The organism is Pseudomonas sp. XS1P51, assembly GCF_054897845.1.
Genome location: NZ_CM142707.1, coordinates 5048891 through 5069561, shown reverse-complemented (window position 1 = coordinate 5069561; position 20671 = coordinate 5048891). Strand labels below are relative to the sequence as shown.

Below are 20671 nucleotides of genomic sequence, written 5' to 3'. Positions count from 1 at the left end.
TCTCCCGAAGTTTTCTTCAGGCGTGGCAAAGCCAGGCTGCCTGATCAGCAGCCTCGGCTAAACCACACTGGGATTTAGGAGGATTTAGAAGCGCGCTTTGGGCGTCGCCACCGGAATCGGAAGGCTGCCATTGAGCGGCAGGAAACAACCCTGATCGGCGTCGTAAGCTTTGATTTCGCTGGTTTCGATGTTGTAAACCCAACCGTGGATAAACAGCTGACCATTGGCCATGCGCGAGGCCACCGACGGATGCGTGCGCAAATGCTGCAACTGGGCGATCACGTTCTCTTCGGTGAGGACGTGCATGCTTTCGTTTTCGTCAGCGCAGTTGCAGTTGTCCTGGACCATGGTCTTCGCCACTTCGGCATGCCGCAGCCAGGCTTTGACCGTCGGCATTTTTTCCAGGCTCTGCGGGTTGAGTACCGCGCGCATCGCGCCACAGTCGGAGTGCCCGCAGATGATGATGTGATGCACGCCAAGGGCCAGCACTGCGTACTCGATGGCCGTGGAAACACCACCGTTCATTTGCCCGTAAGGCGGCACTACATTGCCGACGTTGCGGGTCACGAACAGGTCGCCGGGGGCACTTTGAGTAATTAATTCAGGAACGATGCGCGAATCGGCGCACGCGATGAACATCGCTCGCGGCCGTTGGGCCGTGGCGAGTTTTTTGAAGAGCTCTTCCTGCTGGGGAAAGATCTCATGATGAAAATGCAAAAAGCCGTCAACGATATGACGCAGTGCTGCATCGGCGGTTTCCGCCTCGGGTTGGGCTGAAGCCGACGCAGCCAACGGCTGTTTATCCTTGTCACTCATGATTCATCCTCTTTGACGGAGTCAGGGAATTTTCCCGTTTTGTCCGATGTGAAGCCAGTGGCTGTTTAAAAAACATCCAAGTCGAAAATCTCGACCCGTCAGTCACTCGATGAACAAGGTAGCCGTCGAAACTTAACTCAAACTGAATCAAACGCTCTAGCACGTGTGTTCCAAGTCACAAAAAACGTGACCAGCCTAAGTCAGGCACGCGTTTCCCACTACTCCACCATAGGCCAATTGTCCTCAAATCAACGACATCTGGCGACCCGGCGGACAGAAGGCATCGTAGTCCAGATTGAAACCTTCCCGACGATTGAGCCCCAGGCGTTTGATGGTTTTGGCAAAGCGTTGCGCCAGGAGGTCGGCAAAGGGCCCTTCACCACGCATCCGCGCGCCAAATCGACTGTCGTAGAGCTCGCCGCCACGGCTTTGCCGGATCAGGCTCAGCACATGAGCCGCGCGTTGAGGATAGTGGGCGGCCAGCCATTCCTCGAACAGTGGCGCCACTTCCAGGGGCAGGCGCAACATCATGTAGGCGGCACTCTGTGCGCCGGCCGCATGGGCCTCGGCAAGCAAGCTTTCGAGTTCGCTGTCGTTGATCATCGGAATCATCGGTGAACACAGCACGCCCACCGGGATTCCCGCTTCCCGCATGACCCGGATCGCCCGCAGCCGGGCTTTGGGCGCAGCAGCGCGGGGTTCAAGGATGCGTTTGAGCTCGTCGTCCAGGGTGGTCAGGCTGATCATCACCGCCACCAGCCTTTGCCCAGCGAGCTCTGCCAGCAGGTCCAGGTCGCGAAGAATCAGCGAGCCTTTGGTGATGATGGTCACCGGGTGACGGTAACGCAGCAGCACTTCGAGGGTTTTGCGGGTGATTTTGTGTTCGCGTTCGATCGGTTGATAAGGATCGGTGTTGGAGCCAAGGTTGATCGGCGCACATTGATAGCCGCGTTTGGATAGCTGCTCTTCCAGCACATCGGCGGCGTTGGTCTTGGCGATCAGTTTGGTTTCGAAATCCAGCCCCGGCGACATGTCCCAATAGGCATGGCTGGGGCGTGCATAACAATAGATGCAGCCGTGCTCGCAGCCGCGATAGGGATTGATCGAGCGATCGAAGGGCAGATCCGGCGAGTTGTTGCGGGTGATGATGGTTTTCGCCATCTCGATGCGCACCTCGGTGCCTTGGGTGATCGGCGCTTCCTGATACCAGCCGTCGTCCTCGGCCACTGAACGGTGTGGCGCGAAGCGGTTGTGCGGGTTGGTGGCGGTACCGCGGCCGCGGGGTGGCAAGGGAGTGCTCATCGATCAATACTCTTTGCTGTATGTACATACAGTATCCGAGGTTTGGCGAAGGGGCCAGTGCCGTTCGGCGCCCTGCAATGACGGAATACCTTCTTGAGGAATCGATTAATTGAGAAGTGCAACTTGTGGCAATTATGGGAAACATATAACGAATAGCTTGAAGGCGAAGTTTCTCAGTACTATCCGTTGCACACGAAGTCTTCGTGAATTACTTATTAAATGGAATTAAACAATGTCGTTCTTTAATCAGCGCGGTATCTTTTTGCAATTATTGGCCCCGAGTATCACCCAGCCACGGGAGGCACAAGTATCGATGCAACTTGCTCGCAAAGAGTCAGGCTGGGATCCCGTAAATGAAGTGCCGACCGAGGCTCTGGTGGATTCCGTGTACGTAACGGCGGTCTCCGGTGATGGCGGCAGGTCCTTCAGCATCAAGGCGGTCAGCAGCGATGTGGACGGCGACGGCGATATCGACGGCGATGACAAGGCCAAACTGTTGGCGTTGGCAAAAGCTTATTCCAGTATCGTTAATCCTTAACTTTGTTTGCTTGCTAAACCTGTGTGAAGACTCATGCAGGTTTAGTTATGTTGAGTGAAGTGCCAGTAATCGATCTGGTGGAACTAAACCGGGTCGGGAGAGAAATGATTTAAATCGGCTGATTCACGATTCTTTGACAGGCGGCTCACGTGCTTTTGACCGTTCCGGGCTCAATCTGACGTCATCTTCCCGCCTCTTTCATCACGGTCGCCCGAGTATGTCCCTACGCCTTATCCCTGCGATATACCTGTCGCTGGCCGCATTGTTCAACCCGACACTCACCCACGCTGACGAGGCTGCGTTACCCCGTCCTGCGGAGTGGGCTCAACCGGTCGAGGTGCAATACAACCTCTTTCAGATGTCGCCAACCCTCTATCGCAGCGCATTGCCCGACAGCGGAGCCGTGCCGTTGCTGGAAAAACTCAAGGTCGCAACGGTTATCAACTTTCTGCCCGAGTCGGATTCAAGCTGGTTGGCCGCGCCTGGTATCGAACAGATTCAGCTGCCGTATCGCACCAACCACGTGGATGATGCGGATGTACTCAAGGCCCTTCGTGTCATTCAGGCTGCCGAAGCCAAAGGCCCGGTGCTGATGCATTGCAAGCATGGTTCGGACAGAACCGGCTTGATGGCGGCCATGTACCGGGTGGTCGTGCAGGGCTGGAGCAAGGAAGACGCCCTGAACGAGATGACCCAAGGTGGCTTTGGCGACAGCACCCACTTCAAGGACGGTGTTCGTTACTTGATGCAGGCCGATGCCGACAAACTGCGCGTTGCGCTGGTCAACGGAGACTGCAGTACGAGCCCGTTTGCCGCCTGCTCGATGAAAAGCTGGTTCAAATCGGCCCACATCGAGTAAGTCGTTACCTCAGATGGCAACAGCCTCTGACGATACCTTGAACAAGTCGTCGGTAATCGGCCTGCCCAGGAACGCTTCGAGAGAGACTCGTAACGAGCGCGAATCTCCCGGCGCAAAACATGTCTCGCGAAGGGCTCTGCCTGTTTGCGCATTGAAGACCCATTCCTGCTGAAACCGCTTGAAGGCTTCGGTCGCCAGTACACCCGACCACTTGTAGGCGTAAACCGAGGCTCCGTACCCGGTCACCATGTAGTCGAAACTGTTCGCAAACCGGGTATAGGCGGGCAGATTCATGTGCGGAAACTGGCGGCATGCATGCTCGAAGACGTCCTGAACACTGCGCCCATCGCCATGTGTACAGTGCAATTCGAAGTCGAATACGGCACCCATCAGCAGTTGCGCCGTTTGCCAGCTGCTTTGGGTTTGAATGGCTGTCAGCGCTGCATCGACTCGTTCCTCGGTCAAGCGCTCACCGGTCTGATAGTGAGCGGCGAGCCACAGCAAAAACTCCCGTGACAGGCACCACAGCTCGAACAACTGGCCCGCAAACTCTCCTGAATCGCGTCCCAGTTGGGAAATGCCGGAGAGCGTGTAGTGAGGGGAACGCGTCAGAATATGCTGCAAACAATGACCAAATTCATGGAACAGAACCCGCAGGTCCAGATGGGCGAGAAGACAAGGCTGATCTGCGACGCCTGGTGTGAAATTGCCGTACAGAACGGCAATCGGCAGCGTCAACCGACCTTCAGCGTTTATCCGCCGGTTGCGACGCGTGGCGGTCCAGGCATAGTCCGGCGCTTCTTCCCGATGGTAAGGATCAAGGTAGAGATGCCCGATCGCTTGCCCATGCTCGCTGAGTTCAAACAGGCGCACGCTGTCATGCCAGCGACTGAAGTCTTTCTGCTCGACAATCCGGATCCCGAACATGCGTTCACTGAACAGGCAGAGTCGGTGCAACGTTCCATCCAATGGAAAATACGCCCGCAGGTTTTTCAGGGCACCACCGAATCGGTGCTGGCGTAATTGTTCAGCGAAAAACTCGCGATCCCAGGGTTGTACCTGCGCAATGCCCCGTTCGAGCGCAAAAGCCTTGAGCACCTCGGCGTCCTTGTCGAAACCCGGCGTGGCCAGCATCACTTGCCGCCGCAGGAACCCGCTGACGTGTGCGGTTGATTCCGCCATTTCCGTTGCCAGGCTGAGTTGCGCGAAATTCTCATACCCGAGCAATCGGGCTTTCCGGTGACGCAGGGACAACAGCAACTCCAGTACCGGACCATTATCGAATTGTCCGGCGTGAGGACCTTGATCGGAAGCCCGTGTGGCGTAGGCAACGAAGTATTCTTCGCGCAGGGCCCGATCTTCGGCATACGTCATGACCTGATTGTAGGTGTCCTGGTCCAGGCGCATCAGCCAGCCTTCATGGGCTGCCTGTTGCGCGTTGAGCGCCAGACGATCCTTTGTCGCCGGGGATAAGCCGTTGAGTTGTGCAATGTCGTCGATGCGCTTGGTCCAGGCCGCGGAGGCGCTCTCCAGTTGAGTCATAAACAGGCTTTTGAGCATGTTGATATCGAGATTGATGCGAGCGAGTTGCGGCTGTTGCTCGGCCGGCAAGTTGATTCCCGATAAGCGAAACCGGCGCAAAATCTTGTTCAGAACCGTCTTGCGAGACTCATCGAAGTTCATCGCGGTCGGGCTTTGCGACAGTTGTCGGTAAGCCTGGAACAGTGTCTGACTGCTCATCTTTTCGGACTTGTACCGCGCCACGGCGTCACTGCATCGGGCACTTGCCTGGTCCCAGGCGTTGCCGTCGTGTTTCACCATGTCAAGGGTTTCGATGATCCCCACGGCTTCATCCAGACGTGCATCGGTTTCATCGACGGCCAGTACCAGGTCATCCCAGGTGGGTTGGGAAGCAATGATTTCGGTCAGGGCCTGACGATTGTCAGCAATGATTGTTTCGATGGCTGGCACAAGGTGCTCGGCGCGGACCGCCGACCAGGGCGGCAGGTCCCAGACCTGTAAAAGCGGATTGGTGTCGGGCATGGCGGCTTCCTTGAATAACGGCTGATTTCGGTCAGCCTAAAAAGGAAGCGCGGGGGAACGGTGGTAGATAGATACCACCTTCCACTCGTTCAGGAGTGGAAGGTGGTTTTGACTCAGTGCTGCTCGTCAGGCTTTTTCTTCAGCTTCGGGTTCGGGAAAAACTGCACGGCCTGAACCTTGGCATCCGGCACCTTCAGCGCCGAGGTGTTGACCCGTGTGCCCAATTCCTTGGGGACTGACAGACCTTGTTCATTCAACGTGTCGGAATAACCGCAGGCCACGCACTCGCGATGCGGGACTTCGTCTTCGTTCCACATCATCAACCTGTCCGGCTCGCTGCACGCCGGGCAGACTGCCCCGGCGATAAAGCGTTTTTTCGTAATCACAGGACCCTCACTCATGCTGCCGCGACCTCGGTCAGGCCGCTGTGACGCAAGAGTGCGTCAATCGACGGTGGCCGTCCGCGGAAGTCGACGAACAGCACCATCGGCTCCTGGGAACCACCGCGCGCCAGGATCGCTTCGCGGAACGCACGACCGGTGTCGGCGTTGAGCACGCCGTCTTCTTCGAATTTCGAGAACGCATCGGCCGACAGCACTTCAGCCCACTTGTAGCTGTAGTAACCCGCCGCATAACCGCCAGCGAAGATGTGGGCGAAGCTGTTCGGGAAACGGTTGTAGGCCGGCGGACGCATGACCGAGACCTCGTCGCGCACGCCTTCGAGCACTTGCAGCACGCTGCGACCGTCGCCGTGGGTGGCATGCAGTTCGAAGTCGAATAGCGAGAGTTCCAGCTGACGAACCATCATCAGGCCGGACTGGAAGTTCTTCGCCGCGAGCATTTTTTCCAGCAGATCCTGGGGCAGCGGCTCACCGGTTTCGTAATGACCGGAAATCAGCGCCAGACCTTCCGGCTCCCAGCACCAGTTTTCCATGAACTGGCTTGGCAGCTCGACCGCATCCCAGGCCACGCCGTTGATGCCGGAGACACCGGCGTGTTCGACGCGGGTCAGCAGGTGATGCAGGCCGTGACCGAACTCGTGGAACAGGGTGGTCACTTCATCGTGGGTCAGCAGCGCTGGTTTGCCGCTGTCGGCCGGGGTGAAGTTGCACACCAGATTGGCCACCGGGTTTTGCAAGACGTCTTGCGCCGTGCGGCGACGGTCGCGGGCGCCGTCCATCCACGCACCGCCGCGCTTGTTGGCGCGGGCATAAAGGTCGAAGAAGAAGCGCCCGACGTGCTGGCCGTTTTCCTTGATTTCGAACAGGCGAACATCCGGGTGCCAAGTGTCGAAGCCTTTTTGTTCGGCGATCTCGATGCCGTAAAGACGCTGAACGATAGCGAACAGGCCGCCCAGCACCTTGTCGATCGGGAAGTACGCGCGAAGGGTTTCCTGGGCGACGCTGTAGCGCTGCTCGCGGAGTTTTTCACCGTAGAAACCGCTGTCCCAGCTTTGCAGGTCCGGGCAGCCTTGTTCGGCGGCGTAGGCCTTGAGCTGTTCCAGGTCCTGTGCGGCGAACGGCTTGCTGCGCTTGGCCAGATCGCGCAGGAAACTCAGCACCTGATCGCTGGACTCGGCCATTTTGGTGGCCAGGCTCAGCTCCGAGAAGCTGGCGAAACCCAGGAGTTTTGCCAGTTCCTGACGCAGGTCGAGGATTTCTTCCATTACCGGACCGTTATCGTTCTTTCCAGCGTTAGGGCCTTGGTCCGACGCACGGGTGCAGTAGGCGGCGTAGACTTCTTCGCGCAGGGCGCGGTCCTGGGCGTAGGTCATCACCGCGTAGTAGCTCGGGAATTCCAGGGTGATCAGCCAGCCATCCAGCTCTTTGGCCTGTGCAGCGGCGGCCATTTGCGCCTTGGCCGAATCGGTCAGGCCGGCGAGGGCGGCTTCATCGGTGATGTGCTTGGTCCAGGCTTGAGTCGCGTCGAGCAACTGGTTGGAGAAGCGGCTGCCCAGCTCCGACAATTTGCTCTGCACTTCGGCGTAACGCTTTTGCTCTGCTTCCGGCAGGTCGATACCCGACAGGCGGAAGTCACGCAGGGAGTGTTCCAGGATAGTTTTCTGCGCCACGTCAAAACCAGCGGCTTCAGGGCTGTTGGCCAGGGCTTCGAAGGCCTGGAACAGCTCACGGTTCTGGCCCAGCTCGGTGGAGTAGGCGCTCAGGGCTGGCAGGCAGGATTCGTAGGCTTCGCGCAATTCGGGGCTGTTGCACACGGCATTCAGGTGGCTGACCGGGCTCCAGGCCGCGCCCAGACGATCGTTGAGTTCGTCCATGGCCAGCACCAGGCCGGCCCAGGTCGGTTGTTTGCCCTGGGTTTTGAGGATCTCGATAATGGCGGCGCGGTTGTCAGCCAGAATCTGTTCAATGGCCGGCTGCACGTGTTCGGCACGGATCGCCGAGAACGGCGGCAGGTCGTAGGACTGCAGAAGAGGGTTGTTCACGCTCACGGTTGGCACCTTGGCTGGAAGAAACATGAGCCATCTTAATTACAATCGACACTCACCGCAGCTATCAGCGACAGAGAGAGAACCTATCGTGTCCCTTCGCAAGTATCAGAACCATACGCCGCTGCTTGGCAAAGGCGCTTTTGTCGACCGTTCGGCGGTGGTGATCGGTGATGTCGAAATCGGCGAAGACAGCTCTGTCTGGCCGCTGACGGTGATCCGTGGCGATATGCACCGCATCCGGGTCGGCGCGCGCACCAGTGTTCAGGACGGTTGTGTGTTGCACATCACCCATGCCGGCCCGTTCAACCCCGATGGCTTTCCGTTGCTGATCGGCGATGACGTGACCATCGCGCATAAAGTCATGCTTCACGGGTGCAGCGTGGGCAGCCGGGTTCTGATCGGCATGGGCAGCATCGTCATGGACGGTGCCGTGGTCGAGGACGACGTGATCATCGGCGCCGGCAGCCTGGTGCCGCCGGGCAAGCGCCTGGAAAGCGGTTTCCTTTATGTGGGCAGTCCGGTGAAACAGATCCGCGCGCTGACTGACAAGGAAAACGCCTTTTTCACCTACAGCGCGGCGAATTACGTGAAGCTCAAGAATTTGCATCTGGCCGAAGGCTACGACCAGCTTTGACCCTGCACCTTTTATTCAGGATTCAACATGCATTACCAAACTGTTTTGTTCGACCTCGATGGCACCCTGACCGATCCGCGCGAGGGCATTACCCGTTCGATCCAGTTCGCCCTGAGCAAACTGGGCATCGACGAGCCTGACCTGACCAAACTCGAGCACTTCATTGGTCCCCCGTTGTTGCAGGCGTTCATGCAGTTCTACGATTTCGACGAGCCCAAGGCCTGGGAAGCGGTGAATTTCTATCGCGAACGCTTCAAGGTTACCGGCCTGTATGAAAACCGTGTGTTCGACGGGGTTACGCCGCTGCTGGAAACCCTCGGCGGGCAGGGGCGACAGCTGTACATCGCAACCTCCAAACCGTGGATCTTCGCCCGGGAAATCGCCCGGCACTTCGACTTTGCCAAACACTTCAAAGTGATTTACGGCAGCGAACTGGATGGCACCCGTACCAATAAAGTCGAGTTGATCGCCCACCTGATGACTGAAGAAGGCCTGGACCCGGCCAATACCCTGATGATCGGCGACCGTAAACACGATCTGATCGGCGCGCGCAGTAACGGGCTGGATGCGGCGGCTGTCGGTTATGGTTTTGGCAGTCGGGAAGAGTTGACTGCGGAGGCGCCGGCTTATCACTTTGAAACGCTGGATGAGTTGCATCAGGCGTTTCTGCAGCGCTAGTTGAATCGCCTTCGCGAGCAGGCTCGCTCCCGCATTAGATTGGTGAACACAGGTCCATTGTGGGAGCGAGCCTGCTGGCGATGAGGGTCGTTCAGCCACCGGCACTTTTTAATTCTGCCAACCTTTTCAGCGCCGCCTTGCGCTCTCCAACGGGCAACGCACCCAGTTTTTCCACTACCGCATAAAACTTCACCCAATCCCCACCCACCTGCCTGAACAACGCGGCAAACGCCGGCACCCATTGGTCATACAAACCAAACGGTAATAACCGGGCGTTGTTCAGCGGCGCATTGATCCAGGCGTCATAGCGTTTATCCCCAGCCCATTGGCTGTCGCGCAACTGCTGGTATGCATCTCGCAGCCGTTCGAACTCAGCCGCTTTGCGTTGACGCATCTGCTCGGCTGGCAGCGGCAGGGCATACAGCTGTTCAAGTCGCGTGCGGGTATCCAGAACCAGCTGAATGAATTGATCCCGTCGTTGCGATTGGGCGCCGGTGTCCGGGGCCAACCCACGATGCGCACGCCACTGCCGAGTGCCTTCCTGTTCGACGAAGGTGGCGAAAGACTCGTTGAACTCAGTGTCGTCCTTCACATAAAAGCGCTGGTGCGCCAGTTCATGGAAGATCAATGTCGCCAGCCGTTCGTCGCCCCAACCCATCATCGAGCTGATGATCGGATCGTTGAACCAGCCGAGCGTCGAATAGGCCTCGACGCCGCCGATCGACACGTCCATACCTTGCAGGTGCTGCAACGCTGCCTCTCCACGGGCAGCGCTCTGGCTGTAGTAACCGCGGTAGGCCACGCAACCGGCGACAGGAAAGCAGTGGTTTTTCGGCGTCAGGGAAAATTCCGGCGTGGCGAACACGTTCCAGACTACAAACGGCCGGCCAATATCGGCGTACAGACGGTAGCTCTGATTATCCGGCAGATGCAGTTGTTGGCTGGCGAATGCCCGGGCTTTTTGAGATTGAGTCAGGTGCGCCCGCAATAGAGGATCGCGGCCGGGATCGGCAATCACGCTGGAAACTGGCTCCCGTGCCCGCAGCAATTGCAGCTGACCACTGGCCAATTGGCTGTAGTAGCTGACGCTGGCGCAGCCGTTGAGCAATAAAAACAACACACCCGGAAACAAAACGCGCAAAACGCGATCAAGTAACCCAAGGCTTCGAAGCGGCCTGATCAAAATAAAATCATCCCTGGAGAGTCTGCTCGCAAGACTATCCCGCCTGACTGGAGCTCCGCTATGCGCACGTTGATGCTGACGGGAGGCCTGTTGATGCTGACCGGCTGTGCTGGATTCGGATTACCCAACCCTGATCCTGCTCAAGCGTGGATCGACCTGGATTCACAGCAAGAAGACGCCGCGCTGCAAGCGTTGGAAGTCGATGACAAAGCCTCCGCCGACAAGCGCTATTTCGAGGTACATCCGGGTAGCCATGAGCTGACGGTTCGTTACCAGTTCCCGGTCCAGCCAACCAACATCGGCCCCGACGCCGAGCCGTTATGGCGTGACTGCCAGTTGAATGTGAAATTCAACGGCTTCAACGCCGGTGAGCGGTACCAACTCCAAGCGGGGAATATAGGCTTTCGGCCGTGGGCCAAGCTCTATGATCAGCAGCGAAAAGTCATTGGCCAAGGCATGCCGGCAGGCTGCCAACGCACCTGATCGGCGTTATGCTGAATGTCCAATCCCGTGGGACATTCACCATGCGCAGGTTGATGCTGTTGCTCGCCGCAAGTGTTGTTGCTGGTTGCCAGAGCCCGTTACCGCCCGTCAATCCGCAGATGGCCTGGGTCGAGTTCTCTACGCCATTCCCCAACGATAAGTTGCTGATGGCGGAGCGCCTGGATAAACAGCGATTGCGCGACGGGCGTTTTTTCCAGGTCACGCCCGGCAGCCATGAGCTGGTTGTCAGATTCGATTTTGAAGTACCCGGCGGTGGAGGCATGGGCATGATGAGCGCTCCCACGGAGCGGTTGTGCTACCTGACCATCCACTACGATCATTTCGAAGCCGGCCAGCGTTATGTGCTGGAAGGCCGCTCGATCGCCTTCACTCCCGGCGCCCGCCTGTACAACGCCAAGCGTGAAATTGTCGCTGAAGATCGGGAGTCCTATTGCCTGATATGAGGCAAATCAGCGGTCGTTCTTCTGGTAGATGATCTTTTTGGTACCGTATTCGCACGAGCCAACGACCATGTTCTGATCGTGCACTTCTTCGTTGGTGACGATTTCCAGTGTGTAGGACGAGACGTTATTGGCCTGGATCTTGGCTTCGATCTCGGCCTTGAGTTCTTCACAGGATTTCGGTGCGGCGAGGGCGGATGTGGCCAGCGCGCAACAGATAACCACCAAGGCAAAACGTTTCATGGTTGAAGCTCCCTTGAGGCAGCGCGCACGTAGATGCGTTTTTGCTGCTGTCATTTATTCGACCACCGTTACGCCAGCCGGGTTTTGTTTCCCTACAAAAAAGATCGCAGCCTTCGGCAGCTCCTACATGGGATTGCAATACACCTGTAGGAGCTGCCGAAGGCTGCGATCTTTTCGTATCAACACAAATTCAGCTGACCAGCGTCGCATCCAGGCTGATCTTCGCATTCAACACTTTGGACACCGGGCAGCCTTCTTTGGCCTTGTTGCTCAGTTCCTCGAACTGCGCCTGGGTCGCCCCGGGGATTTTCGCCTTGAGGATCAATTTCACCGCTGTGATTGCAAAACCGCCGTCCACTTGGTCCAGGGTGACTTCGGCATTGGTATCAATGCTGTCAGCCTTGAGATCGGCATCGCCGAGAATCATCGAAAACGCCATGGAGAAACAGCCCGCGTGGGCCGCGCCGATCAGCTCTTCCGGATTGGTGCCCTTGCCGCCTTCGAAACGCGCCTTGAAGCCGTAGGGCGCTTCTCTGAGTACACCGGTTTCCGTGGAAATCGAGCCGATGCCGGTTTTCAGATCACCTTCCCAGTGAGCCGATGCTTTCTTCGTGATAGCCATGTCTGCCTCCTCAAGATCCGGCGCGAAGCGTCGCGCCTTCGTGGTTTTCGGTTGCTAGGGTTCTGAGGATAGACGGTGGTGCAAAGTTCACCTGATCTGATGGTCCTACCGTTTTCGTAGGAATTTTTGTCTTGGCTATTGAAACTCGGGTATATGCCCTCATTGCATGAAACACGCTTATGGGTTCGGCAGGTTTTCGTTTGTAAGAAAAAAACCTGCGACCTCAATTGGAGAAGCAGGTTTATGAAACGACTGTCCGATATCAAGTTCTCGACCCTCGATCTGGTGCCCGTGCGCGAAAACGGCAGCGCGGCCCAGTCGCTGCGCAATTCTCTGGACCTGGCGCAGCACGTCGAGAAATTCGGTTACAACCGGTTCTGGGTCGCCGAGCACCACAACATGGACGGGATCGCCAGTTCGGCGACCTCGGTACTGTTGGGCTACCTGGCCGGCGGCACCTCGACCATTCGTGTCGGTTCGGGTGGCGTGATGCTGCCCAACCACGCGCCACTGGTGATTGCCGAGCAGTTCGGCACCCTTGAAAGCCTTTATCCAGGCCGGATCGACCTGGGCCTCGGCCGCGCACCCGGCTCCGATCAGATGACCGCACGGGCCTTGCGCCGTGAGCGCTCCGGCAGCGCGGACGATTTCCCTGAAGATGTGGCGGAGCTGGTGCGCTACCTCGGGCCACGTACCCCGGACCAGCGGATCATCGCCATGCCGGGCACCGGCACCAATGTCCCGGTCTGGTTGCTGGGTTCGAGCCTGTTCAGCGCACAGCTGGCCGGCGAGCGCGGTTTGCCCTACGCCTTCGCTTCCCATTTCGCACCGCGCTTCATGCATGAGGCCATTCGTGTCTACCGCAACCACTTCAAGCCTTCAGCGGTATTGGATAAGCCCTACGTGATGCTTGGCGTGCCGCTGGTAGCCGCCGACACCGATGAACAGGCCGAATACCTGGCGACTTCGGTCTACCAACGGATTCTTGCCCTGATGCGTGGCCAGAGCCTGGTGCAACGTCCGCCGGTGAAAACCATGGACGGCCTGTGGTTGCCGCATGAGAAAGAAGCAGTCGGCGATTTCCTCGGCCTGGCTATGGTCGGCAGCCCGCAGAAAATCCGCGCGAAGCTGGAAGTGCTGATTGAGCAGACCCAGGCAGATGAGCTGATTTTCACGTGCGACCTGTACGAACATGCCGATCGCGTGCACTCCTATGAACTGCTGGCGCAGGTCATGAAGGGCTGACGCTCAAATGGCGCACACAAAAAAGCCGACGCCATCGCGTCGGCTTTTTCATTAACGATGGAATCAGCCTACCGTTTGTAGACGATTTCCTTGGAGCCTTTCTCACAGGTGCCGACGACTTTTCCGTCAGCAGCAGTGCCTTTATCAACGATTTCCAGTGAATAACCAGCAATGCCCTTGGCATCAAGTTTCGCGGCGATTTCGGCTTTGAGCTCTTCGCACGGCTTACCGTCAGCAAAGGCTGTTCCCGCAAGGCTCAACAAACCTACCGCCAAAATAAACTTCTTCATCGGTCGCATTCCCTGGTCGGATCAATAGGGGCATCCAGCGTTCAACCAGATGCACTCATGTAGCGCTTTGCCATTCCCTATGGCACTCGGCCAGCGCGCAAGTTCAGAAGACTAGCTCAAACTCAGCTGCTGGCAATCCGGAACCCGACTTTGAGCGTCACCTGGAAGTGAGCGGCCTTGCCGTCCTTGATGTGCCCGCGGGTTTCGGTCACTTCGAACCATTCCATGTACTTGAGGCTTTTGCTGGCTTCGGCCAGCGCGTTGTTGATGGCGTCTTCAATGCTGCTGGTAGACGAGCCGACCAGCTCGACTTTTTTGTAGGTGTGATGGTCAGTCATGGCGTTCTCCTCAGGGTGTGAAATACAGCCTAGCAGTGATTTTTCGTATTACTTCTGTCGGCCAATTCAACCCTGAAGTTCAGATTTACTGCACTTTCTCGCCCCCCTGAAGTCCCAACCAACACACGCCACTCATCAACAATGCAGGAGAGCCACCATGGCTAACACCTCTTTACGTAAAGCCTCATTGCAAAGCATGGAAGCCGAGATCGAGAGTCTGTTGAAATCGTTGGAAAACCTGAAGGACGACGCCTCGGACGAGTCGCGTAAAACCCTCAAGGCCTTGAAAGCCAACGCTGAGAGTGCCCTGAAACATTCGCGTCACTTGCTCAGCGACGCGTACGAAGAAGTCAAAGTCAAAACCCGTGAAACCGGGATCGCCACTCGGGACTACGCCCAGGAGCACCCTTGGACTACAGCGGGTGTCGCGGTCGGTGCGCTGGGGCTGCTCGCGGCTTATCTGCTGTTCAAACGCGGCGACTAATCTGTTTGGCGCAGTTCGTTCTTGAGCCACTGCGCCAGTTGCCGAGCGCGCCCGTCCGCGGCGCGTTTGGGTAGCCACAACGCCAGTTGCGCCGGGGTTTCGCTGAAACCCCATGGTGCAACCAGGCGACCGGCCTTCAAGTCCTCGGCCACTAGCGGCTCCGGCGCAATCGCCACACCCAGGCCTGCCACTGCCGCTTCCAGCAAATAATACAAATGCTCGAAACCCTGTCCGTACTTCAACGCTTTGGCGTCGAGGCCGCTTTGCTGCGCCCAACTCGGCCAGGCCTGCGGGCGCGATGTGGTGTGCAGCAATGGCTCACCCAACAGTGCACCTGCCGGCGCATCCAGCAGCCTTTCGTAACCGGCGAAGCGTGGGCTCATGACCGGGCCGATGCGCTCGCTGGCCAATTCGTAGACCTGCATATCCGCTGGCCACGGTGGCTCGGCAAACACCAGCAAAGCGTCCAGCCCCGGTCGACGCGGATCAAGGTCGCCTTCCCCGGCCGACAGATGCAGGCGCAGGTCCGGCAAGTCAGCATTCAACCGCCCCAGGCGCGGAATAAACCAGCGCGCCAGCAGACTCCCCGAGCAACCGAGCACGAACGGCGCATCGGCGGTGCTTTGGGTCAGTTCGGCGCAGACCGTGCGCAAACGCTCGAAGGCTTCACTGCTGGCATCGCGTAAACGCATACCGGCATCTGTGAGTTTAAGGCCGCGTCCATCCTTGATGAACAAGCTGACGCCAAGGTGTTCTTCGAGGACCTTCAGTTGCCGGCTCACCGCACCGTGGGTGACGTGCAGCTGTTCGGCAGCCTGACTGACGCTGTTCAGGCGGGCAGTGGCTTCAAAGGCGCGAAGGGCATTCAGCGGTGGGAGGTCATGGCTCATGTGATATGTGAGTTTTCCTGACAGGTTGCGGCGATCTTATCGGTTTTCAGCTTAAGGCGTCAGGGGTAGAGTGAACCCCATTGTCATCCTACGCATTCAACTGGAGCGACCCATGACCCAGACTAATCTGCGCAACGGCCCCGACGCCAACGGCCTGTTTGGCGCGTTCGGTGGCCGCTACGTCGCCGAAACCCTGATGCCGTTGATCCTCGACCTGGCCCGCGAATACGAAGCGGCCAAGGAAGATCCGGCATTCAAGGAAGAATTGGCCTACTTTCAGCGCGACTATGTCGGTCGTCCAAGCCCACTCTACTTTGCTGAACGTCTGACAGAGTTCTGCGGCGGCGCGAAGATTTACCTCAAGCGCGAAGAGCTGAACCACACCGGCGCGCACAAGATCAACAACTGCATCGGCCAGATTCTGCTGGCGCGGCGCATGGGCAAGAAACGCATCATCGCCGAGACTGGCGCTGGCATGCACGGCGTGGCGACCGCTACCGTGGCTGCACGTTTCGGGCTCGATTGCGTGATCTACATGGGCACCACTGACATCGAACGTCAGCAAGCCAACGTGTTCCGCATGAAACTGCTGGGCGCCGAAGTGATCCCGGTAGTAGCCGGCACCGGCACCCTGAAAGACGCGATGAACGAAGCCCTGCGTGACTGGGTGACCAACGTCGATAGCACCTTCTACCTGATCGGCACCGTGGCCGGTCCGCACCCTTATCCCGCCATGGTTCGCGACTTCCAGTCCGTTATCGGCAAGGAAACCCGTACCCAGCTGCAAGCCCAGGAAGGTCGTCTGCCGGACAGCCTGGTGGCGTGCATCGGCGGCGGCTCCAACGCCATGGGCCTGTTCCACCCGTTCCTGGACGACAAAAGCGTCGAGATCATTGGCGTTGAAGCGGCCGGCTACGGCATCGAAACCGGCAAGCACGCGGCCAGCCTGAACGGTGGCGTTCCAGGTGTACTGCACGGCAACCGCACTTTCCTGCTGCAAGACGACGATGGCCAGATCATCGACGCGCACTCGATCTCCGCCGGCCTCGACTATCCGGGCATTGGCCCGGAACACGCCTGGTTGCATGACATCGGTCGCGTTCAGTACACCTCGGTGACCGACGACGAAGCCCTCGACGCGTTCCACAAATGCTGCCGCCTGGAAGGGATTATTCCTGCACTGGAAAGCGCCCATGCCCTGGCCGAAGTGTTCAAACGCGCACCGACCCTGCCGAAAGAGCACCTGATGGTGGTCAACCTGTCCGGTCGTGGCGACAAAGACATGCAAACCGTGATGCACCATATGGAACAATCCAAGCAGGAGAAACACTGATGAGCCGCCTGCAAACGCGTTTTGCCGAACTCAAGGAACAGAACCGTGCTGCCCTGGTGACCTTTGTGACCGCCGGCGACCCGAGCTACGACACTTCCCTGGCGATCCTCAAAGGCTTGCCCGGTGCTGGCGCCGACGTGATCGAGTTGGGCATGCCCTTCACCGATCCAATGGCCGACGGCCCGGCGATCCAGCTGGCCAATATCCGCGCCCTGGGTGCCAAGCAGAACCTGGCGAAAACCCTGCAAATGGTTCGCGAGTTCCGTGAAGGCAACACCGAGACGCCGCTGGTGCTGATGGGTTACTTCAACCCGATTCACAGGTACGGCGTGCCGCGCTTCATCGCTGATGCGAAAGAAGCCGGCGTGGATGGCCTGATCGTGGTCGATCTGCCGCCCGAGCATAACGGTGAACTGTGCGATCCGGCGCAGGCAGCGGGCCTGGACTTCATCCGTCTGACCACGCCGACGACCGACGATGTGCGCCTGCCGACCGTTCTGAATGGCAGCTCCGGTTTCGTCTACTACGTGTCTGTTGCCGGTGTGACCGGTGCGGGCGCGGCAACGCTGGAACACGTTGAAGAAGCGGTTGCCCGGCTGCGTCGCCATACCGACCTGCCGATCAGCATCGGTTTTGGTATTCGTACACCGGAACAAGCCGCGTCCATTGCGCGCCTGGCCGATGGTGTCGTGGTGGGTTCGGCGTTGATCGATCACATTGCCAATGCCTCGACGCCGGATCAGGCCGTCGATGGCGTATTGAGTCTTTGCGCTGCCCTGGCCGACGGCGTGCGTAAGGCCCGCGTCAGCTGAAGGTAAAGTTCCTGATACAGAGGAATTAGAGCCTCGCGACATAGACTAAACAGCAAGACCGAGGGCTTCAGGACTACGTTCTGAAGCCCTTTTTGCTGTATGTGCAGTGAGGAATGACCTGATGAAAATGCCGAAACGTCTGATTGCCAGCCTGGGTGTGCTGATGCTCAGCGCGACCCCGTTGCTGCACGCCAGCGCCGATCAGCGCGACGATCACGACCGCGGCGGCCCGCAGCAGGGCCATTACGATAACCATGGCGACGACCGCCGTGGTCCGCAGGACAATCATCGCGGCGGCCCGCCGCCACGGGACTTCGGCCCGGTGCGCCAGACGATCCGCGATAACCATGGCTATTTCGTACGCGGTGCGCCGCCACCGCCAGGCATTCATCTGGAACGTGGCCGGCCGTTGCCTCATGGCTATTACGGCGAGCGTCTGGACAATCGTGCCTTGGGGCGGCTGCCGTATTACCCGGGTTACGAATGGCGCCGTGCGGGCGGCGACATTGTGCTGATCGCCGTAGGCACCGGGATCGTTTATGAAATTCTGGAGGGTGTTTTGTAAGGATGGCTTCGGCGTAATGCCGAAAAAAGATCGCAGCCTTCGGCAGCGCCTACATAAGATTGCGATTCTATGTAGGCGCTGCCGAAGGCTGCGATCTTTTGATTTTATGGCATTAAGGCAATTCCAGCCCGCCCGATGCTTTATGTAATTTTCTCAAATGCTCGCCAACCTGCTTCAGGTTGGCCTCGTTGGCGGCCATCTCGGCCGCACGGCTTGGCTCGAGCAGGGCTCTCACTTCCTTGTCTAGATCGCCGGTCAGTGCCTGAAGCTGCTTCTGTCGCAGGCTGCTTTCCGATTCCAGGCGCTGCCATTCATTGGGTTGCGGCAACCCATATCCGCCGGTGCCGAGCAGCTCGGCCGGACGGCTGAGAAAGCCGCTGTTGGCGAGAATCTGCTGCAACGTCGCGTTGGCCTTGTCCATGCCACCGTTCTTCAATTCCCGAGCGCCCAGGTAGCGCTGTTTCACTTCGTCCTGGGCCAACACCAATTGTTGGCGGAAGGCCGCTTGCTCCAGCAGCAGCAATGCCGCGCTGGTCCGCAAGTCAGCCCGGTCAATCCATGTGCGGCGCTCTTCAGCCTTCAATGCCAGCCAGTCCTCGACCTTTTCCTGTTTGATCGGCAAGTGTTTCTTCAGCACTTCGAACATCGCTTGATAGCGATCGCGGAAGGAGTCGAAACGATAGCCCAGGCGCAACGCTTCTCGGGGATCGTCCAGCACGCTGGTCTCCGCCAGCCCGCGGCCCTTGAGCACTTCCAGCAAGCCGTTGGGCATGATGCTGTCGAGCCCGACCAATTTTGCATTGTTGGTGCCGCTGCGCAGTAACTTCAGGCCTTCTACCGCGCAGTTGTTCGAGAGGAAAAAGTAGTTGCCGTCGTAACTCCAGTGCATCTCGGCGGCGTGTTCGACCACGTCTTCGATTTCGCTGCGCGACAGGTTCAGCGGCACGGAGGACAGGCTGCGCAGTTCGGTCTTGGTGTATTCGTCGATGACCTGGGCCAGCGGCAGGACGAACAGGCGTGAGGGGTACTTACCCACCAACCCGTCCCAGCTCGACAGCTGCACATCACCGACGAAAGCGCGGTAGGACAACACCAGATGCTGATCCAGATCCAGCCGACAATCTGGTCCGCGAGGTCGGCCGGGTGCACAAATCACCAGCCGCAACATGCTGTGGCCCCAGCGGCTGACCCAGTTCTGGTTGGCTTCAGCCAACAGATAGTCGACGGCATAGACGCGTTCCGGATCGACTTGGCCCAGCGGTTGTTTAGCGAAGTCATTACCGGCATTGAGGAAGGAGAAGGTTTTGCCGCAGGTGTCTTTGGCGGCAGGTGCCCAGCCGAAATGTTCTTTGTAGTAGCGGTACAGCGCGGGACGACGGCAGGCGTAGCTCGGGTCGAGGAGGAAATACTCCATGTTGACCGCGACGAATTCCTTGGGACTGCTCGTCTCGTAGATGTCCGGGCTGCGGGCGATCTGCCGGTTGTGCTGTTCGCGTTCGCCACGGCGGCCAACGTACTGCGGCCAGCCAGCAAGGTCGAGCAGACGCGGATCATCACTGAGGGTAAAGCGTCGGTCGGCCTGGCCGCGGCATTCATCTGGAATGCCGATCAGGCCGGAGCTGTTGTTGCGCCGGGTGCAGCGCTGGATCAGCGTGCGCTCCGCGTCTGGCCATAGGCGCGAGCGGTCATAGATGTGGGTGATTTCGTGCAGCACCGTGGCAAGCATTTCGCGGCGCACGGTGCCATGGGGGCGATAAGTCTTTTTGGTAGCGGCACTGCCATCGGTGAGGCTGGCAAGCAGGTTGCGGTTCAGGTCGAGCTCGGACACCAGCGACGCCTGGCCATAGGCATTGCTCGGCATGTCATCGGTCCAGCCAACGTCGATGCGCCGGTCGAGTTGCTCGACGAACCGCGGCGGCAATGCCTGCATGGCTTCATCAAGCAATGCCTGGCTGGCCTGCTGTTGCGCGGGGCTCAGCCCCTCGGTCTTGAGCTTGAATTGCAGGCCGGCCTGAGCCGTATTGCCGAGCAGCAATACGACCCCGGCCAGCAGCCAGGCGCTGAGTGGCCTCACAGTGCGAGGATGGCTTCAGCGAGTACCTGATCACTGGCGTCGCGCGCTTCCGGCACGCGGGTGCGCAATGTGTCGAAAGCGGCTTCCAGGTGCGCGCCACGAATTTCGCCATCACTGGCAACGAAACTGGCCGCATCGTCGTGGGCTTCACGGACGATCTTCGAGTCACGGATGGACGTCGTGGTATCGGACGTGAAATCAAGCGTGCGTTGGGTGGCATTGATAATGATGTTACTGGTGGCGACCAGGGTGTGCGCCTGGGCCACACCGGTCAATAACAGCAGGCTAAGGGCAGCAGCAATCAGAGGGCTACGCATGGAACGACTCCG

The 20671-nt window shown here is 58.6% G+C and carries 24 protein-coding genes; 11 read left to right on the top strand and 13 right to left on the bottom strand.

Annotated features, from left to right (window positions below; genetic code table 11):
* Positions 1 to 84: 84 nt before the first annotated feature.
* Together ACYZUD_RS23520 and ACYZUD_RS23515 are read right to left on the bottom strand one after the other, a co-directional pair.
* A complete protein-coding gene (locus ACYZUD_RS23520) occupies positions 85 to 816 on the bottom strand; it encodes a carbonic anhydrase (RefSeq protein ID WP_462020374.1) in 732 nt (243 codons plus the stop codon).
* A 243-nt stretch (positions 817 to 1059) separates the two neighbouring features.
* A complete protein-coding gene (locus tag ACYZUD_RS23515) occupies positions 1060 to 2118 on the bottom strand; it encodes a PA0069 family radical SAM protein (RefSeq protein ID WP_462020373.1) in 1059 nt (352 codons plus the stop codon).
* A 232-nt stretch (positions 2119 to 2350) separates the two neighbouring features.
* On the opposite strand from ACYZUD_RS23515, the gene ACYZUD_RS23510 reads away from it, so the two are divergent.
* Entirely contained in the window at positions 2351 to 2656 is a 306-nt protein-coding gene (locus ACYZUD_RS23510) for a hypothetical protein (RefSeq protein ID WP_462020372.1), read from the top strand.
* Between the two features lie 217 nt (positions 2657 to 2873).
* A complete protein-coding gene (locus ACYZUD_RS23505) occupies positions 2874 to 3515 on the top strand; it encodes a dual specificity protein phosphatase family protein (RefSeq protein WP_462020371.1) in 642 nt (213 codons plus the stop codon).
* Between the two features lie 9 nt (positions 3516 to 3524).
* On the opposite strand, the gene ACYZUD_RS23500 is transcribed toward ACYZUD_RS23505, so the two are convergent.
* The 3 genes from ACYZUD_RS23500 to prlC all read right to left on the bottom strand — a co-directional run bounded on the left by ACYZUD_RS23500 (position 3525) and on the right by prlC (position 8034).
* Positions 3525 to 5558 (bottom strand): M3 family metallopeptidase, encoded by a 2034-nt coding sequence (locus tag ACYZUD_RS23500; RefSeq protein ID WP_462020370.1) that lies wholly within the window; start codon positions 5556 to 5558, stop codon positions 3525 to 3527.
* A 113-nt stretch (positions 5559 to 5671) separates the two neighbouring features.
* A complete protein-coding gene (locus ACYZUD_RS23495) occupies positions 5672 to 5959 on the bottom strand; it encodes a YheV family putative zinc ribbon protein (RefSeq protein ID WP_462020369.1) in 288 nt (95 codons plus the stop codon).
* The gene (prlC, locus tag ACYZUD_RS23490) at positions 5956 to 8034 is read right to left on the bottom strand and encodes an oligopeptidase A (RefSeq protein ID WP_462020368.1); all 2079 of its coding nucleotides are present in this window, start codon (positions 8032 to 8034) and stop codon (positions 5956 to 5958) included. The genes ACYZUD_RS23495 and prlC overlap by 4 nt, the downstream gene beginning before the upstream one ends.
* A gap of 61 nt (positions 8035 to 8095) precedes the next feature.
* Here prlC and ACYZUD_RS23485 point away from each other — a divergent pair, with 61 nt between their 5' ends.
* Positions 8096 to 8641 carry a gamma carbonic anhydrase family protein gene (locus ACYZUD_RS23485; protein ID WP_462020367.1) on the top strand — a complete coding sequence of 182 codons (546 nt, stop codon included), beginning with the start codon at positions 8096 to 8098 and terminating at the stop codon, positions 8639 to 8641.
* Positions 8642 to 8668: 27 nt separating this feature from the next.
* The gene (locus ACYZUD_RS23480) at positions 8669 to 9319 is read left to right on the top strand and encodes an HAD family hydrolase (RefSeq protein WP_462020366.1); all 651 of its coding nucleotides are present in this window, start codon (positions 8669 to 8671) and stop codon (positions 9317 to 9319) included.
* Positions 9320 to 9410: 91 nt separating this feature from the next.
* Here the strand turns inward: ACYZUD_RS23480 and ACYZUD_RS23475 are convergent, their stop codons facing one another.
* Positions 9411 to 10502 (bottom strand): aminopeptidase, encoded by a 1092-nt coding sequence (locus ACYZUD_RS23475; RefSeq protein ID WP_462020365.1) that lies wholly within the window; start codon positions 10500 to 10502, stop codon positions 9411 to 9413.
* A gap of 60 nt (positions 10503 to 10562) precedes the next feature.
* Here ACYZUD_RS23475 and ACYZUD_RS23470 point away from each other — a divergent pair, with 60 nt between their 5' ends.
* Both ACYZUD_RS23470 and ACYZUD_RS23465 read left to right on the top strand, forming a co-directional pair.
* Complete coding sequence (locus ACYZUD_RS23470; RefSeq protein WP_462020364.1) at positions 10563 to 10985, top strand: PA0061/PA0062 family lipoprotein; 423 nt, start codon at positions 10563 to 10565, stop codon at positions 10983 to 10985.
* A 41-nt stretch (positions 10986 to 11026) separates the two neighbouring features.
* Entirely contained in the window at positions 11027 to 11449 is a 423-nt protein-coding gene (locus ACYZUD_RS23465; protein ID WP_462020363.1) for a PA0061/PA0062 family lipoprotein, read from the top strand.
* A gap of 6 nt (positions 11450 to 11455) precedes the next feature.
* On the opposite strand, the gene ACYZUD_RS23460 is transcribed toward ACYZUD_RS23465, so the two are convergent.
* Both ACYZUD_RS23460 and ACYZUD_RS23455 read right to left on the bottom strand, forming a co-directional pair.
* Complete coding sequence (locus tag ACYZUD_RS23460; protein WP_462020362.1) at positions 11456 to 11689, bottom strand: DUF1161 domain-containing protein; 234 nt, start codon at positions 11687 to 11689, stop codon at positions 11456 to 11458.
* Positions 11690 to 11879: 190 nt separating this feature from the next.
* Positions 11880 to 12311: an OsmC family protein gene (locus tag ACYZUD_RS23455; protein ID WP_462020361.1), complete on the bottom strand. Its 432-nt coding sequence runs from the start codon at positions 12309 to 12311 to the stop codon at positions 11880 to 11882.
* A gap of 243 nt (positions 12312 to 12554) precedes the next feature.
* On the opposite strand from ACYZUD_RS23455, the gene ACYZUD_RS23450 reads away from it, so the two are divergent.
* On the top strand, positions 12555 to 13556 hold the full coding sequence (locus ACYZUD_RS23450; RefSeq protein WP_407009810.1) for an LLM class flavin-dependent oxidoreductase: 1002 nt from the start codon (positions 12555 to 12557) through the stop codon (positions 13554 to 13556).
* Between the two features lie 68 nt (positions 13557 to 13624).
* On the opposite strand, the gene ACYZUD_RS23445 is transcribed toward ACYZUD_RS23450, so the two are convergent.
* Both ACYZUD_RS23445 and ACYZUD_RS23440 read right to left on the bottom strand, forming a co-directional pair.
* Entirely contained in the window at positions 13625 to 13846 is a 222-nt protein-coding gene (locus tag ACYZUD_RS23445; RefSeq protein ID WP_462020360.1) for a DUF1161 domain-containing protein, read from the bottom strand.
* Positions 13847 to 13968: 122 nt separating this feature from the next.
* A complete protein-coding gene (locus ACYZUD_RS23440; protein ID WP_008027736.1) occupies positions 13969 to 14184 on the bottom strand; it encodes a dodecin in 216 nt (71 codons plus the stop codon).
* Between the two features lie 157 nt (positions 14185 to 14341).
* Between ACYZUD_RS23440 and ACYZUD_RS23435 the strand changes: the two genes are divergently transcribed.
* Positions 14342 to 14668: an ElaB/YgaM/YqjD family protein gene (locus tag ACYZUD_RS23435; protein WP_084317484.1), complete on the top strand. Its 327-nt coding sequence runs from the start codon at positions 14342 to 14344 to the stop codon at positions 14666 to 14668.
* Here the strand turns inward: ACYZUD_RS23435 and ACYZUD_RS23430 are convergent.
* Entirely contained in the window at positions 14665 to 15558 is an 894-nt protein-coding gene (locus tag ACYZUD_RS23430; protein WP_462020359.1) for a LysR family transcriptional regulator, read from the bottom strand. The genes ACYZUD_RS23435 and ACYZUD_RS23430 overlap by 4 nt on opposite strands.
* A gap of 112 nt (positions 15559 to 15670) precedes the next feature.
* Between ACYZUD_RS23430 and trpB the strand changes: the two genes are divergently transcribed.
* The 3 genes from trpB (at position 15671) to ACYZUD_RS23415 (ending at position 18268) form a co-directional block, all read left to right on the top strand.
* Positions 15671 to 16891 (top strand): tryptophan synthase subunit beta, encoded by a 1221-nt coding sequence (gene trpB, locus ACYZUD_RS23425; RefSeq protein ID WP_462020358.1) that lies wholly within the window; start codon positions 15671 to 15673, stop codon positions 16889 to 16891.
* Complete coding sequence (gene trpA, locus ACYZUD_RS23420; protein ID WP_462020357.1) at positions 16891 to 17703, top strand: tryptophan synthase subunit alpha; 813 nt, start codon at positions 16891 to 16893, stop codon at positions 17701 to 17703. Before trpB ends, trpA begins: the two co-directional genes overlap by 1 nt.
* A gap of 121 nt (positions 17704 to 17824) precedes the next feature.
* A complete protein-coding gene (locus ACYZUD_RS23415; RefSeq protein ID WP_462020356.1) occupies positions 17825 to 18268 on the top strand; it encodes an anti-virulence regulator CigR family protein in 444 nt (147 codons plus the stop codon).
* Positions 18269 to 18380: 112 nt separating this feature from the next.
* Here ACYZUD_RS23415 and ACYZUD_RS23410 read toward each other — a convergent pair whose 3' ends face one another.
* Complete coding sequence (locus ACYZUD_RS23410; protein WP_462020355.1) at positions 18381 to 20342, bottom strand: DUF7844 domain-containing protein; 1962 nt, start codon at positions 20340 to 20342, stop codon at positions 18381 to 18383.
* Positions 20339 to 20659 (bottom strand): DUF2388 domain-containing protein, encoded by a 321-nt coding sequence (locus tag ACYZUD_RS23405; protein WP_462020354.1) that lies wholly within the window; start codon positions 20657 to 20659, stop codon positions 20339 to 20341. Before ACYZUD_RS23405 ends, ACYZUD_RS23410 begins: the two co-directional genes overlap by 4 nt.
* Positions 20660 to 20671 lie beyond the last annotated feature (12 nt).